This is a genomic window from Exiguobacterium sp. Leaf196 (genome assembly GCF_001423965.1).
Taxonomy (GTDB): Bacteria; Bacillota; Bacilli; order Exiguobacteriales; family Exiguobacteriaceae; genus Exiguobacterium_A.
In genome coordinates this window covers 524,956-539,600 of sequence record NZ_LMPV01000006.1, presented here as the reverse complement: position 1 = coordinate 539,600, position 14,645 = coordinate 524,956, and the positions used below count along the sequence as shown (strand labels likewise).

The following is a 14,645-nucleotide window of genomic DNA, read 5'->3' as shown; positions in this document are numbered from 1 at the left end:
AAGTCGATTGACTTCGGTTCCTCTGAATCTCGCTCAGGATTGCTCCATCTCACGGACGACATATGGATAAATCTTTTTGTAACGGATGAATCCAGCGATGAATGAAGCAACACCGACGATGATTAAAATAGAACAGACAACTTTTCCGACGAGTGTCGTTAATCCGTTCCCGGAAACGAACTGATTGACGGCAAATAGGATGACGAACAGACTCAACCAAATGCTCGCTTGTGTATTGAACAAGTATTTTCGGTTCGTACTTTTCGTATGGAACGCGCGGCGTTTTGCTAACAAATACCCACCAAGCGAGAAAACGATGAGGGCGATGAGGATGAATTGCATGTTAAAAGGACCTCCTTTTTGTCTTCATCTAGTATCATATCAAGATTAGAGGAGCTGTGCACAGTGAAAGAGCAAATCAAACAAATGATTGAAGCTGCAAATACGATCATCATTCATCGTCATGAACGACCAGATCCCGATGCACTCGGTAGTCAGTTCGGCTTACAATTGACATTGCAACACCAGTTTCCTGAGAAAACAGTCTTGTCGGCAGGTGAGATGGCGACATCATTGTCATTTATGGGGAAGCTTGATCGGGTAGAAGACGAATTATACAAAGAGGCGTTAGTCGTGATTTTGGATACGGCGAATCAAGCACGGATTGACGGGAAGATCGCGATGACAGGAAAAGACGTCATTAAAATCGACCATCATCCCGATGAGGATCCATACGCGTCAGTGCAACTCGTCGATACGACGATGAGTTCGACATCGGAACTGCTCGTTCATCTATTGAATGAATGGGGATACGACATTCCGGCATCAGCTGCTATTCAATTCTATGCGGGAATCGTCGGTGACACGGGACGTTTTCAATTCCGTGGTACGACGAAACGAACGTTTGAAGTCGCGGCGCAATTGATTGATGTAGGGATTGATACAGATTGGTTGTATCGCAATATGTACCAAACAGAACTGGCGGCGCTTCATCTACAAGGATATGTTCTTCAACATCTCCAATTGACGGATCAAGGCGTCGGTTATGTCGTTTTGACACAGGATACATTGAAGCAATTTGGAGCAACGGTCGAACAAGCATCGTTACTCGTCAATAGTTTTGCCGGTTTACAAGGAATGAAGTGCTGGGCGCTGTTCCTCGAAACGGATATGGAAGTTCGCGTCCGAATTCGCTCGAAGGGTCCAGTCATCAATGAAGTAGCAAAAGAATTCAATGGCGGTGGACATCCAATGGCGTCTGGTGCGACGATTGAACAGTTAAGTGAAGTCAAACGTGTCGTTAATCGTCTGAATGAGGTCGCTGCGAACTTCCAGTTTTAAATGGAAAAAAGGCTGCTCGGTCTCATTCCTCTCATGAGGAAGTGGAGCGAACAGCCTTTTTATGCTTATTTCGTTTTTGTTTCTTCTTGCGGAATGAACCATACGCCACGATCTGTGTGGTCTTCAATGACATTCAGTTGAAGTTCAGCGACCGACTTGCGAATCTTCTCAGCGATTTCTTCCGTTTCAGTAAAAGCAGTAACACCTAACTTGAGTTGTTCAACCTTTTCACGTGCGATTTGACTACGATTCAAAATCATGAGAAATGCTCCTTCCGTACCCGTCATGATATTTCTATACTTATTGTAGCGAATAATAAATCAGATGGCGAGTACTTGAGTTAGTTAGATATGAATGTTCTGAAAACTTTTTAAGCTTTCATCAGAAGAGAGAGGAGAATAGAAGATGCACTTAAATGTCCGGACACAATATAGTCCCTTACAAAGTTTGATTCGAATCGAGACGTACCTCGATGAGCTTGTTCATCGTCAGCTTGGACGAGCGATCATCTGTGAAACGACATTAACCGGAGTTCCGGCATTCATCGAGGCGTGTCAGCATCGACAGTTACAACCGGTCATTGGCTGGGAACAGCGAATCGAGGAAGAAGACTGTTGTATCTTGTGGTTTGCTTTTTCTTCTGATGGCTTACGGCAATTGTACCGATTAGCTAGTGAACAACCGGTTATTGAAGCCTCATCGCTCATTGCGGTGCTCGTTCCGCTTCGTCAGGCATCGGAAGATATGACACGTCTACGTCGTTCCGTCGTGCAGTGGATGGGACACGTTCAAGGGGCGCGTACATATATGGGAGTGACTTCGAGTCGCTCGACGGTCGAGCGAGAGAGTCGCATGCGTTATCGGGAAGTAGCCGCATCACTCGGTGTAGAGACAATCCCGGTCGATCCTGTCCGTTATCTTCATCGAGCTGAAGCCCCAGCTTATCAAGCAATACGTGCGATCCGTGAAGCAACGACGTTCCAAGATCAAAAAACAGATCGTCTGATGCATTTAAAGACTCGAGAAGAGTTACTCGAAGACTTTACGGAGCGAGAAATCACGATGGCTGAGCAATTTGCCGCGACATCTGAACGCTTAGAATTACCGTTCCAGCAACGTCCATTACCACGCGTCGCAGAAGATTCGAATGCGATGCTGCGGACGCATGCTGAAGAAGGATTACTGGCACACGGTCATGAAAGTAAAGAGGCGGAGGAACGTCTCGCCTATGAACTGTCCATCATCGAACAAACCGGATTTGCTGATTATTTCTTGATCGTCGAGGAACTTATTCGACGAGCAAAGGCGAAAGGCATTCATGTTGGACCTGGTCGTGGGTCGGCAGCAGGCTCTCTCGTTAGTTATGCGCTTGGAATCACGACGGTTGATCCGTTGAAATATGGATTACTCTTTGAGCGGTTTTTGAATCCAGAGCGGATTTCGATGCCGGATATCGATATTGATATCGAAGATGAACGACGCGAAGAGGTATTAGAAGATCTCGTAATGCGTTATGGAAAAGACCATGTCGCCCAAATCGGAACATTATCAACGCTTGGTGCCAAAGCCGCTCTGCGAGATGTCGGACGAACGCTGGAGTTTTCAAAAGATGAACTGGATGCTGCAGTCAAACAACTTGGGAAATCGACGACGTTACAAGGAATCGAACAAAATAAACAGACGTATCGCTGGTTCTCTGGAAGTGAAAAACGTCGACAACTCTTACAGCTAGCGCAAGCAGTCGAAGGTCTCCCGCGACAACGTTCGGTTCACGCAGCCGGCGTCGTCATCGGGTCAGAGAATCTCGTCGAGACGACACCCTTAGAGACAGGACCGAACGAGCGATACGTGACGCAGTTCCTGATGCAAGCATTAGAACGTCAAGGATTACTGAAGATTGACTTGCTGGGACTGCGCAATCTTAGTCGTTTGCGTCGGATGGAAGAATTGATTCGAAGAGAACACCCCTCTTTTACGCTCTCGCAAATTCCAGAAGAAGATCGTGCGACGTTCCAAGTCTTTGCCCGCGCTGAGACGGATGATATCTTCCAATTCGAATCACCAGGCATGAAACAAACATTGCGAGAAGTGAAACCGAATCGATTTGAAGATTTGGTCGCCACGATGTCGCTCTATCGTCCAGGACCGATGAAATTCATTGATCTGTACGCAAAACGAAAAGCCGGTCAACCTTATCAGATGGTACATCCTGTATTAGAAGAGGTGCTGGCGTCGACATATGGCATCATCGTCTACCAAGAGCAAGTCATGGAAATCACACGGCGAGTGGCTGGTTTTACGCTTGCTCAAGCAGATATATTACGACGTGCGATTTCCAAGAAGAGTACGGATTCACTCGAACAGGAACGTCTCCATTTTTTAGAAGGTGCACGAACGAATGGATTCGATGATACAGTAGCACATTCACTTTATGAACAAATCGAACGTTTTGCCGGATATGGATTTAACCGAAGTCATGCAGTCGCCTACTCAAAGATTAGTTATGCCCTTGGGTATATCAAAGCGCATTTCCCGCAAATTTTCTTTCTCGTTTCGGTGGAACAACCGGAACGCCTCGTCCGGTTGATGCGCGAACGACGTCTCCCTGTCCTATCACCGGACGTCTGGATTTCCGATTATCGTTCTTCACTAGAGGGAAAGGGGATTCGACTTGGAATCCATGTGATTAAAGGTATTTCCGAGCGAGAGTTCGAACGGTTAAAAGAAGCGTCGAAGCACACGGCGACGATCGCCGATCTATTGACTCATGTCGGATGGGGTAAAAAGGAACGAGCAAAAATCGAATTACTACTTTATAGTGGCGCATTAGACCGAGCGACGCACGGCGATCGTGGACTCGCTGAACAAGAGGTGCTCGAGTACTTCACGGAATCATCGAATACCTTATTACCGGACGAACTGGCAATCCTCGGGAAACGCCGGACACAGAAGTCATCGAAACGAAGCGATTCCGACTGGGCACGCCTGGAACGAGATGCACTCGGATTCTGGTTAACGTATTCTCCTTTGACGACAGCGATGAAAGCACCGGTCGAATCTGCTTATTTTCATGATCTTAGTGTCGGAGCAGACACGCATTATTTAATCTGCTATATTGATCAAATCCGAGAATTCAAGACGAAACGCGGTCAAGAGATGGCGGTCATTCAAGCGGTCGATGGGTATTCAAATGAAGAAGTCGTCGTATTCCCAAGTCAGTATGAGCGGTTCCGTCGTTCTCTTTATTTAGGGAATGTCTTATTGATCGAATTGAAGGTTCAAGATCGTGAAGGGGAGCGCCAATTCATTTTGGAACGGCTCCGGCCACTCGGACAAGATGTATTGTTCGTCAAGCTAACATCAAAAAATGAGCTAGCCACACTCGAACAATTGTTAGAAGCTGCGCCGGGCGATATTCCAGTCGTCGTTCGCTACGCTGATTCACGCGAGACGAAATCGTTACCGCCACTTTATGCGGTTCGGCATGATGAGGAATTATTAGCTCGTCTACGTATGCAGTTTGGTGAGGATCATGTTGTCCTGAAAAATGTGCCTCGCTCAAACTAGTAGTAGGTAATAAGATTTGTTATAATAAAGGGTAATTGGTCTGACCAATGCCACCGATTAAAGCAACCGACTGAAGGGTCAGAAAGGTGGTGCCGTATCGATATGGAGAAGAAACGAAATGCGTTTGAAGCCAATATCGCGGCGATTAAATTGATGATCGAACAAGATGGATTAGTTCCAGGAGACCGAATCCCATCGGAACGGGAACTGGCAGAACGACTATCCATCAGCCGACCGTCCGTACGAGAAGCATTACGGACGCTCGCTTATTTAGGCATCGTCGAGACACGGCACGGAGGCGGAAGCTTTCTGTTGAACCGTGACGATCATACCTATATTCAAATCATCGCTCAATTCTTAGTGACTGGCGATTCGAAGTTCGAAGACTTGGCAGGAACGCTCCGCTTGCTTGAGCAAGCAGCGCTCGCGCAGCTGGATGACCTTTCGGTGCTTGCACCAGTCGTTGCATCCGATGCAGCGTTTCGTGAGACGTTGATTCAGGCGGTCGATAACGATCTGTTTGAACGAATCTGGCGACAAGTCAATGCCTTCCATAAAAGCTTCGGTCAAGGGGAACTCTATACGCAAGTGGAACGGGAACAACTCTTGAACCGCCCATAGATGACAAGGGGGAACTGAACGTGCAAGCATTTTTTCGAAAACCTAAAAAGTTCGTCACGTTGACTTCAAAGGAGCAACGTGTCGATGTGCCTGTTGGCTTAATGACAAAATGTCCGAAATGTAAATTGATCCAATATACGAAACAACTAGAAGCGAACCTACGCGTCTGTTCATGTGGATATCATCATCCATTGACTGCGCAAGAACGTTTTACGCAATTATTTGATGAAGGTTCGGTAACATATTTTGATCTGCCGGCAGTTCAAGCGGATCCCCTCGGATTTGAGGACTATCCGGAAAAATTAAAAGGAGATCAAGTCAGAACGGGTCTTAAGGAAGCGATCGTCTGTGGCGTCGGGAATGTGAATGGTCACCCACTCGTCGCTTGTGTCATGGATGCGCGATTCCGGATGGGCTCGATGGGAGCTGCCGTTGGTGCTGCAATTTCTGAAGCTGTTCGTTACGCGACGAAACATCGTCTACCTGTCACGATATTCTCTGCTTCAGGTGGGGCACGGATGCAAGAAGGAATGGTCAGTCTCATGCAGATGGCAAAATCAAGTCTCTTTTTAAAACAGCATTCAGATGCAGGGTTACTCTATATTTCTTGTATGACCCATCCGACAACCGGTGGTGTATCAGCAAGTTTTGCGATGCTCGGTGATTTCAACATTGCTGAACCGGGTGCGTTGATTGGATTTGCGGGTCGTCGGATCATCGAACAGACGATTCGTGAAAAACTACCGGAAGATTTCCAAACAGCAGAATTCTTATTGCAAGCAGGTCAACTGGACGATGTCGTATCACGACACGATCTGAAGACGTACTATACGCGAATCTTAAAGCTACATGCGGAGGGAACGAACCATGCAACCATTTGACCAACCAGTCATCGCGTTACGCGAAAAAATTCTTGAGCTTCATGACATGGCGGAAACGCAAGGACTTGACTTCAAGGAAGAACTGCAACTTCTTGAAGAACGCCTTCATCGGTTAGAACTCGATATTTACGGGAATATGAAAGCGTGGAATCGTGTTCAGTTGGCACGTCATCCAGAACGTCCAACGACACTCGATTACATTGAATCGATTTGTGAAGATTTCATCGAACTGCACGGTGATCGTCATGGGTATGATGATGCAGCAATCGTCGGTGGAATCGGAACGCTAAATGGTCGTCCCGTGACGATCATCGGTCATCAACGCGGAAAAGATACAAAAGAGAACATTCGTCGTAACTTCGGAATGCCACATCCAGAAGGGTACCGGAAAGCACTGCGTCTCATGCAACAAGCGGAAAAATTCAACCGACCGATCATTACGTTCATTGACACGAAAGGAGCATATCCAGGACGTGCGGCAGAAGAACGCGGTCAAAGTGAAGCCATCGCGAAAAACTTGTTTGAGATGGCTGGGATGACTGTGCCAATCATCTCGATTGTCATTGGTGAAGGCGGTTCAGGTGGTGCTTTAGGAATCGGCGTTTGTGATCAACTCTTGATGCTTGAGAACTCGACGTATTCCGTTATCTCTCCTGAAGGTGCTGCAGCATTATTGTGGAAAGATGCGAGTCTTGCGGAAAAGGCTGCAGAATCGATGAAAATCACAGCACCTGATTTGTTACGCCTTGGAATCGCGGATGCTATCATTCCTGAAGTCATCGGAGGAGCACATCTTGATGTGTCATTACAGGCGGATAAATTAAAATCTGTCTTGGTACAGAAGCTCGAAACTTTGGTTCATCTGACCAAGGAAGAGCTCCTCGATCAACGGACCGAAAAATATCACCAAATTGGCACATAAGCACCATGTAATCGCTATCATGATTGATATTCCTCATTTCCGGAATTGATGATGAAAAAGATAGTGAAAGTTTATGCAATCTGCCCTGTTGTAAAACAAGAAAACAACGTGCTATTTTAGATTCAGATTAATGGAGAGGTGATTAACGTGAGTTTAAAACGGATTGCTGTCTTAACGAGTGGCGGCGATGCACCAGGTATGAACGCCGCGGTGCGTGCTGTCACGCGTAAAGCGATTTTTCATGGCTTAGAAGTATTCGGTGTCTACAACGGGTATCAAGGATTAATCAACGGGGACATCGTCCAGTTGAACCTTGGATCAGTCGGTGACATCATTCAACGAGGTGGAACGTTCCTACGTTCAGCACGTTGCCCTGAGTTCCGTACAGAAGAAGGACGAGCAAAAGCGGTCGTCAATCTTAAGAAATTTGAAATTGATGCACTCGTCGTCGTAGGCGGAGACGGGTCGTATCGTGGTGCCCAAAAATTGACTGGACTTGGCTTCCCGACAATTGGACTTCCAGGTACGATCGATAACGATATTCCTGGAACGGACTATACGATCGGTTTTGATACAGCGCTCAATACGGCGCTTGAAGCGATCGACAAAATCCGTGATACAGCATCGTCGCATGAGCGGACGTATGTCATTGAAGTCATGGGACGCGATGCGGGTGATATCGCATTATATGCAGGACTTGCTGGTGGAGCAGAATCGATTCTTGTTCCTGAACGTCCTGAAGATTTAAAAGAAGTCCTCGATCGCATTCAAAGTGGTGTCAACCGCGGTAAGAAACACTCGATCGTCATCGTCGCTGAAGGTGCAGGTCGTGCTCAGGACGTGGGAGACGCTATCGCAAAAGAAACAGGTCTCGATACACGCGTCACGGTTCTTGGTCACGTTCAACGTGGTGGAGCACCGACGGCAGCGGACCGTGTACTTGCAAGTCGGATGGGGGCACATGCCATCGAAATCCTACTTCAAGGAAAACAAGGACGTGTCGTAGGTGTACGTGGTGGCAAGATGATTGATCTCGATATCGATGAGGCACTCGACGCAAACAAACATGAGCTGGATCTTGAAATCCTTGAGCTTTCAAAACAGCTTTCGATTTAACGAACGTCGATAGGATTGGAATGGGCAAGAGAACTTGGCCAAACACCGTAGGAGGTTTATGGAATATGCGCAGAACTAAAATTGTATGTACGATCGGACCGGCGTCAGAAAAACGACTCCCAGAAATGATCGAAGCAGGTATGAACGTCGCTCGTTTGAACTTCTCACACGGCGATTATGAAGAACACGGTGCACGAATCACAGATATCCGTCGTGCAGCAAAAGAAGCAAACAAAATCGTTACGATTCTTCTTGATACGAAAGGTCCAGAAATCCGGACGCATACGTTCGAAGAGGGAAAAGCACTTCTCGTACGTGGACAAGAAGTCATCGTCGTCAGTGGTGACGCAAACGAAATCGTCGGAACAAAAGATAAGTTCTCTGTTACGTATGAAGGACTTTATGATGACGTCGAAGTTGGTTCGATGATCATGCTTGATGATGGTCTCATCGGTCTTCGTGTCGTTGAAAAACTTCCAAACCGTGAACTTCGTTGCTCTATCGAAAACGAAGGTGTCATCAAAACGAAAAAAGGTGTCAACTTGCCAAACGTGAAGGTTAACCTTCCTGCTTTGACAGATAAAGACGTAGCTGATATCGAATTCGGAATCAAGAGCGATGTCGACTTAATCGCACCATCATTCGTACGCCGTGCGTCTGACGTCGTTGCGATTCGCCAATTGCTTGAGAAAAACAATGCGACTCACATCAAAATCTTCCCGAAAATCGAGAACCAAGAAGGCGTCGATAACATCGAAGAAATTCTCGCGATTTCAGACGGTTTGATGGTAGCGCGTGGCGACCTCGGTATCGAGATCCCGACAGAGGACGTAACACCAACTCAAAAAGACTTGATCAAGCTTTGTAATGACTTTGGTAAACCGGTCATCACAGCAACACAAATGCTTGATTCAATGCAACGTTTCCCACGTCCAACACGTGCTGAAGCATCAGACGTTGCGAACGCGATTCTTGATGGTACGGATGCAATCATGCTTTCAGGTGAGACAGCAGCAGGGGACTACCCGATTGAATCTGTCAAAATGATGCACTCGATCGCAAAACGTACAGAAAAAATGCTCGACTACAAACTCTTGTTGAAAGATCGTCAAACTCGCAGTGAGCACACAGTAACGGATGCGATCGCTCAAGCCGTTACGCACACAGCGATCAACTTGGATGCAAAAGCAATCTTGACACCGACACAATCGGGCTACACAGCATCACGTATCTCGAAATACCGTCCGGAGCCGAACATCGTCGCTGTTACACCAAGCGCACGTGTCGCACGTCAGTTAAACATCGTATGGGGTGTGTATCCAATCGTCGTCGATCATCTCTCAGACAACACGGATGATATGTTGACACTTGCTGCAGATACAGCGAAAGATGCTGGTTTTGTTACAGACGGTGACCTCGTCGTCATCTCGGCTGGTATCCCTGCTTTGACTGCTGGTACAACGAACATGCTAAAAGTTCACATCGTTGGTAAAGAGATCGCAAACGGTCGCGGAATCGGCGAACGTGGTGTTGTTGGTGAAGTCGTCATCGCAAACAATGCTGAAGAAGCAAATGCGAAAGCGAAACCAGGCATGATCCTCGTTACGAACTCAACAGATCGTGACATGATGCCTGCAATCGAATTGGCTGCAGCAATGATCACAGTAGATGGTGGATTGACTAGCCATGCTGGTATCGTTGGACCATCACTCGGTAAACCGGTCATCGTTGGTGTTGAAAATGCATTGACAGTCTTCAAAGACGGTCAAATGATCTCAATCGATCCATTGACAGGTAAACTGTATAACGCATAATTCATTCATGACGGACGTGACTTAGGTCATGTCCGTCTTTTTTTCATGAGGAGGACGTATGGAAGCTTATCTATTTTTGATTGCCCTCGTCTTCATCGGGGTCATCGCACAAAATAAATCATTGATCATCGCTGCTGCTTTCCTGTTGATCGTCAAGGCGATCGGACTAGATGGTCGATTATTTCCATCCTTGCAGGCAAAAGGAATCACGTGGGGTGTCACATTGATTACGGCTGCGATTCTTGTACCGATCGCAGCAGGGGATATCGGATTTAAGGAACTTATTCAAAGTATTCGGGGGCATATCGGCATCATCTCATTTTTATCAGGAATCTTCGTTGCGATCGTAGCGGCACATGGTGTTGGTCTGATGAAAGAAGACCCACTTGTCACGACGGCATTGCTTGCCGGAACGATTCTCGCAGTTGGACTCTTTCGGGGAGTACCCGTTGGTCCGCTAATTGGTGCTGGGATTGCTGCGCTTGTCATCGGAATGTGGGATATCATCGCAAAAACGTTCACGGGATGAGCAGGATCAGCAAAGAATACGAATTAATTTTTTGATAATAGTATGCAAGTTCATTCACTTTTTGGGTAATTTTGTTTATACTAAGAACAGAAACAAGATGGTCTATTCAAGAGTACAGCGGTACAAGCATGGGGAACGACTCTTGAGTGGACGTCTTTTTTTCAATACGGAAATGAAAGCGTTTTAAATTTCTGGGGAAAAAAAGGGGGATTATTGTCATGACGCAAACTAAAGGTTTAGAAGGAATCGTCGCGACGACATCGAAAATCAGTTCGATCATCGATAGTCAATTGACGTACGGCGGTTATACAATTGATGATTTGGCGGAGCACGCCTCATTTGAGGAAGTCGTCTTCTTATTATGGAACGACCGTCTACCAAAAGAAGAGGAATTGAAGCAACTGTCGGAAGCACTCATTTCCGAAGCACCAGTTGCGACTGCCGTTCTCGAGACGATGAAGGCAGCACCAAAGTCGGCGAATGCGATGGCAATGATTCGAACAGCGCTCTCTCAACTCGCGCTTTACGATGAAACATCAGAAGATATGTCGACAGAGGCGAATTACGCTAAAGCCATCAAATTACAAGCGCAAATCGCAACACTTGTTACGGCTTACGCGCGTATTAAAAAAGGGCAGGAACCAATCGCACCTAAAACAGGTCTTTCTTACGCTGCAAACTTCCTGTTCATGTTGACAGGCGAAGAGCCGACAGAAGTGGCTGAAAAAGCGTTCAACCAAGCGCTTGTTCTTCATGCAGACCATGAGTTGAACGCTTCGACATTCACGGCACGTGTTTGTGTTGCGACACTCTCTGACGTCTACTCAGGTGTGACAGCAGCGATGGGTGCATTAAAAGGACCTCTTCACGGTGGAGCGAATGAAGCCGTCATGAAGATGCTGTTAGAAATTGATTCGGTTGAAAAGGTTGACGAGTATGTTCATAATAAACTTGAGAACAAGCAAAAAATCATGGGCTTCGGTCACCGTGTCTACAAGGACGGCGATCCACGTGCGAAGCACCTTCAGGAAATGAGTCGTCAGCTGACTGCTCAAATCGGGGAACCGAAATGGTATGAGATGTCAGTTAAGATTGACGAGATCGTCCAGTCGGAAAAAGGATTGAAACCAAACGTTGATTTCTATTCCGCTTCTACGTACCATGCACTTGGACTTGATACAGAACTTTTCACTCCAATCTTTGCGGTAAGTCGAATGTCAGGTTGGTTGGCGCACATTTTAGAGCAGTATAGCGATAACCGTCTGATTCGTCCACGTGCAGACTACACGGGTGAAACGCACCGGACATATGTGTCCATCGAAGAACGTTAAAAGGACGGAGAGGAGTAATCCTCTCCTGATTTTTGATGTAGATTACAATTACTTAAGGGGGATTTTTAGACATGGCTACACTTCAAGGCGAAAACATCACAGTAACGAACGGTACACTTCAAGTTCCAAATGCTCCAATCATTCCATTCATCATTGGTGACGGAACAGGACCTGACATCTGGAATGCTGCGGTACGCGTATTTGATGCAGCAGTTGAAAAAGCCTATAACGGTGAGAAGAAGATTGAATGGAAAGAAGTCTATGCTGGCGAAAAAGCATTCAACAAAACAGGTAACTGGTTACCAGAAGAGACACTCGATCTCATCCGTGAGCACATCATCGCAATCAAAGGACCACTTACGACACCAGTCGGCGGCGGTATTCGCTCATTGAACGTTGCATTACGTCAAGAGCTTGATTTGTACACATGCCTTCGCCCAGTTCGTTACTTCACAGGTGTTCCTTCACCGGTTAAACGCCCAGAAGATACAGATATGGTCATCTTCCGTGAAAATACTGAAGACATCTACGCAGGAATCGAATATGCAGAAGGTAGCGAAGGCGTTACAAAACTGCTTGAATTCCTTCAAAACGAAATGGGTGTCAACAAAATTCGCTTCCCTGAGACATCTGGTCTTGGAATCAAACCGATTTCAAAAGAGGGAACAGAACGCCTCGTTCGTGCAGCAATCGAATACGCACTTGAGCACAAGCGCGCTTCGTTGACACTCGTTCACAAAGGAAACATTATGAAGTTCACTGAAGGAGCTTTCAAAAACTGGGGTTATGAGCTTGCTGAGCGTGAATACGCAGAGCACGTCTTCACTTGGAACCAGTACGATCGTATCAAAGAAGAAGAGGGAACTGAGGCTGCGAACAAAGCACAAGCAGACGCTGAAGCTGCTGGTAAGTTAATCGTAAAAGACTCAATCGCTGATATCTTCTTACAACAAATCTTGACTCGTCCAAAAGAGTTCGATGTCGTTGCGACAATGAACTTGAACGGTGACTACATCTCGGATGCACTTGCTGCACAAGTGGGTGGTATCGGAATCGCACCTGGAGCAAACATCAACTACATGACTGGTCACGCGATTTTTGAAGCAACTCACGGTACAGCACCAAAATACGCTGGACTTGATAAAGTAAACCCATCATCTGTCATCTTGTCAGGCGAAATGATGTTCCGTCACCTCGGTTGGAACGAAGCAGCAGATCTCATCATCAAATCGATGGAAACATCGATCGAAGCAAAAGTCGTCACATACGACTTCGCACGTCTCATGGATGGTGCGACTGAAGTGAAGTGTTCTGAATTCGCGGACGAACTCATCAAAAACATGTAATCCGATCAGGAGGAATGAGTCGATGAACAGACGGAAGAAGATCGCAGTCATAGGAAGTGGCTTTACGGGCGCGACGACGGCACTTTACCTTGCCCAGCAAGAGTTAGGTGATATCGTCCTCGTCGACCGACCAGAGCAAGAAAATCCGACGAAAGGAAAGGCGCTTGATATGCAAGAAGCAGCGCCGATCCTCGGATTTGATGTTTCGGTAAAAGGGACATCGGATTATGCAGATATCAAGGACGCAGATATCGTCGTCATCACTGCCGGCATTGCTCGAAAGCCGGGCATGAGCCGCGAAGACCTTGTCAGTACGAATGCTGCCGTCATGACAGCTGTGACGAAGGAAATCGTCGCGCATGCACCAGAATCGATCATCATCGTTTTGACGAACCCGGTCGATGCGATGACGTATACGGTCTATCAAGCATCTGGTTTTCCGAAGGAACGTGTCATCGGTCAGTCCGGAGTCCTCGACACGGCGCGTTTCCGGACATTTCTAGCAGAAGAACTCAATGTTTCTGTGAAGGACGTATCAGGGTTCGTGCTCGGTGGACACGGAGATGATATGGTACCGCTACTGCGCTATTCTCAGGCAGGAGGAATTCCGATTGAGAAGCTCATATCGAAAGAACGACTCGATGCGATCGTTGACCGGACCCGTAAAGGGGGCGGTGAAATCGTTCAGTTACTCGGAAACGGTTCCGCTTATTACGCGCCAGCAGCGGCAATTGCTCAGATGGTCGAAGCGATTTTGAAGGATCAGCGACGTATTCTTCCGGCAATCGCTTATCTCGAAGGCGAATACGGATACAACGATATGTACTTTGGTGTACCGGTCATTCTTGGTGGGAACGGTGTCGAGCACGTCTACGAACTCGAGCTGACTGTCGATGAACAAGAAGCATTGAACCGCTCTGCGTCTACCGTCCGTTCGGTACTCGACTTATTAAAATCCTGAATCTAAAAAAGACGAACCTGTCACTTTCGACAGGTTCGTCTTTTTCGTCTCGTTACAGTAGGTGTTGCGAGTTTTGACAATGCGGACAGGTCAGCCGATCACATCAAACGATAGATTTTTCGAGAAGACCATTTTTGAGACAAACGGTGCATCGGGCCATGATATAAGCTTCTTTTACATATAAATGTGTAAAGTAAAATGGTTAGTTCACACCAT

At 46.8% G+C, this 14,645-nt stretch carries 13 protein-coding genes; 11 read left to right on the top strand and 2 right to left on the bottom strand.

The window, feature by feature from the left end; translation table 11 throughout:
* Positions 1 to 33: 33 nt before the first annotated feature.
* Positions 34 to 342 (bottom strand): YtpI family protein, encoded by a 309-nt coding sequence (locus ASG02_RS08875; protein WP_056062684.1) that lies wholly within the window; start codon positions 340 to 342, stop codon positions 34 to 36.
* 63 nt (positions 343 to 405) lie between these two features.
* Here ASG02_RS08875 and ASG02_RS08870 point away from each other — a divergent pair, with 63 nt between their 5' ends.
* A complete protein-coding gene (locus tag ASG02_RS08870) occupies positions 406 to 1,341 on the top strand; it encodes a bifunctional oligoribonuclease/PAP phosphatase NrnA (RefSeq protein WP_056062681.1) in 936 nt (311 codons plus the stop codon).
* Between the two features lie 65 nt (positions 1,342 to 1,406).
* Here the strand turns inward: ASG02_RS08870 and ASG02_RS08865 are convergent, their stop codons facing one another.
* Positions 1,407 to 1,601, bottom strand: a complete 195-nt coding sequence (locus ASG02_RS08865; RefSeq protein WP_035406258.1) for a hypothetical protein — start codon at positions 1,599 to 1,601, stop codon at positions 1,407 to 1,409.
* Between the two features lie 145 nt (positions 1,602 to 1,746).
* Between ASG02_RS08865 and dnaE the strand changes: the two genes are divergently transcribed.
* From dnaE to mdh, 10 genes are all read left to right on the top strand, one after another.
* Positions 1,747 to 4,908: a DNA polymerase III subunit alpha gene (dnaE, locus tag ASG02_RS08860; RefSeq protein ID WP_056062679.1), complete on the top strand. Its 3,162-nt coding sequence runs from the start codon at positions 1,747 to 1,749 to the stop codon at positions 4,906 to 4,908.
* Positions 4,909 to 5,010: 102 nt separating this feature from the next.
* Complete coding sequence (locus ASG02_RS08855) at positions 5,011 to 5,529, top strand: FadR/GntR family transcriptional regulator (protein WP_056062676.1); 519 nt, start codon at positions 5,011 to 5,013, stop codon at positions 5,527 to 5,529.
* A gap of 20 nt (positions 5,530 to 5,549) precedes the next feature.
* Positions 5,550 to 6,410, top strand: a complete 861-nt coding sequence (gene accD / locus ASG02_RS08850) for an acetyl-CoA carboxylase, carboxyltransferase subunit beta (protein WP_056062672.1) — start codon at positions 5,550 to 5,552, stop codon at positions 6,408 to 6,410.
* A complete protein-coding gene (gene accA / locus ASG02_RS08845) occupies positions 6,397 to 7,332 on the top strand; it encodes an acetyl-CoA carboxylase carboxyl transferase subunit alpha (RefSeq protein WP_035406271.1) in 936 nt (311 codons plus the stop codon). The genes accD and accA overlap by 14 nt, the downstream gene beginning before the upstream one ends.
* A gap of 147 nt (positions 7,333 to 7,479) precedes the next feature.
* Entirely contained in the window at positions 7,480 to 8,448 is a 969-nt protein-coding gene (gene pfkA / locus ASG02_RS08840; RefSeq protein ID WP_035406276.1) for a 6-phosphofructokinase, read from the top strand.
* Positions 8,449 to 8,513: 65 nt separating this feature from the next.
* A complete protein-coding gene (gene pyk, locus ASG02_RS08835) occupies positions 8,514 to 10,262 on the top strand; it encodes a pyruvate kinase (protein WP_056062669.1) in 1,749 nt (582 codons plus the stop codon).
* 58 nt (positions 10,263 to 10,320) lie between these two features.
* Positions 10,321 to 10,791, top strand: coding sequence for a DUF441 domain-containing protein (locus ASG02_RS08830; RefSeq protein WP_035406282.1), 471 nt, complete (start codon positions 10,321 to 10,323; stop codon positions 10,789 to 10,791).
* A 218-nt stretch (positions 10,792 to 11,009) separates the two neighbouring features.
* Positions 11,010 to 12,122 carry a citrate synthase gene (citZ, locus tag ASG02_RS08825; protein ID WP_056062666.1) on the top strand — a complete coding sequence of 371 codons (1,113 nt, stop codon included), beginning with the start codon at positions 11,010 to 11,012 and terminating at the stop codon, positions 12,120 to 12,122.
* A 71-nt stretch (positions 12,123 to 12,193) separates the two neighbouring features.
* Positions 12,194 to 13,468 carry an NADP-dependent isocitrate dehydrogenase gene (icd, locus tag ASG02_RS08820; protein WP_056062664.1) on the top strand — a complete coding sequence of 425 codons (1,275 nt, stop codon included), beginning with the start codon at positions 12,194 to 12,196 and terminating at the stop codon, positions 13,466 to 13,468.
* Positions 13,469 to 13,490: 22 nt separating this feature from the next.
* Positions 13,491 to 14,429 (top strand): malate dehydrogenase, encoded by a 939-nt coding sequence (gene mdh, locus ASG02_RS08815; protein WP_056062660.1) that lies wholly within the window; start codon positions 13,491 to 13,493, stop codon positions 14,427 to 14,429.
* Positions 14,430 to 14,645: the final 216 nt, after the last annotated feature.

Excerpts from the sequence above, each read along its gene's own strand:
- ASG02_RS08875 (WP_056062684.1), bottom strand. The coding sequence starts at position 342 with ATGCAATTCATCCTCATCGCCCTCATCGTTTTCTCGCTTGGTGGGTAT.
- pyk (WP_056062669.1), top strand. The coding sequence starts at position 8,514 with ATGCGCAGAACTAAAATTGTATGTACGATCGGACCGGCGTCAGAAAAA.
- accA (WP_035406271.1), top strand. The coding sequence starts at position 6,397 with ATGCAACCATTTGACCAACCAGTCATCGCGTTACGCGAAAAAATTCTT.
- ASG02_RS08855 (WP_056062676.1), top strand. The coding sequence starts at position 5,011 with ATGGAGAAGAAACGAAATGCGTTTGAAGCCAATATCGCGGCGATTAAA.
- citZ (WP_056062666.1), top strand. The coding sequence starts at position 11,010 with ATGACGCAAACTAAAGGTTTAGAAGGAATCGTCGCGACGACATCGAAA.
- ASG02_RS08830 (WP_035406282.1), top strand. The coding sequence starts at position 10,321 with ATGGAAGCTTATCTATTTTTGATTGCCCTCGTCTTCATCGGGGTCATC.
- ASG02_RS08865 (WP_035406258.1), bottom strand. The coding sequence starts at position 1,601 with ATGATTTTGAATCGTAGTCAAATCGCACGTGAAAAGGTTGAACAACTC.
- dnaE (WP_056062679.1), top strand. The coding sequence starts at position 1,747 with ATGCACTTAAATGTCCGGACACAATATAGTCCCTTACAAAGTTTGATT.
- icd (WP_056062664.1), top strand. The coding sequence starts at position 12,194 with ATGGCTACACTTCAAGGCGAAAACATCACAGTAACGAACGGTACACTT.
- mdh (WP_056062660.1), top strand. The coding sequence starts at position 13,491 with ATGAACAGACGGAAGAAGATCGCAGTCATAGGAAGTGGCTTTACGGGC.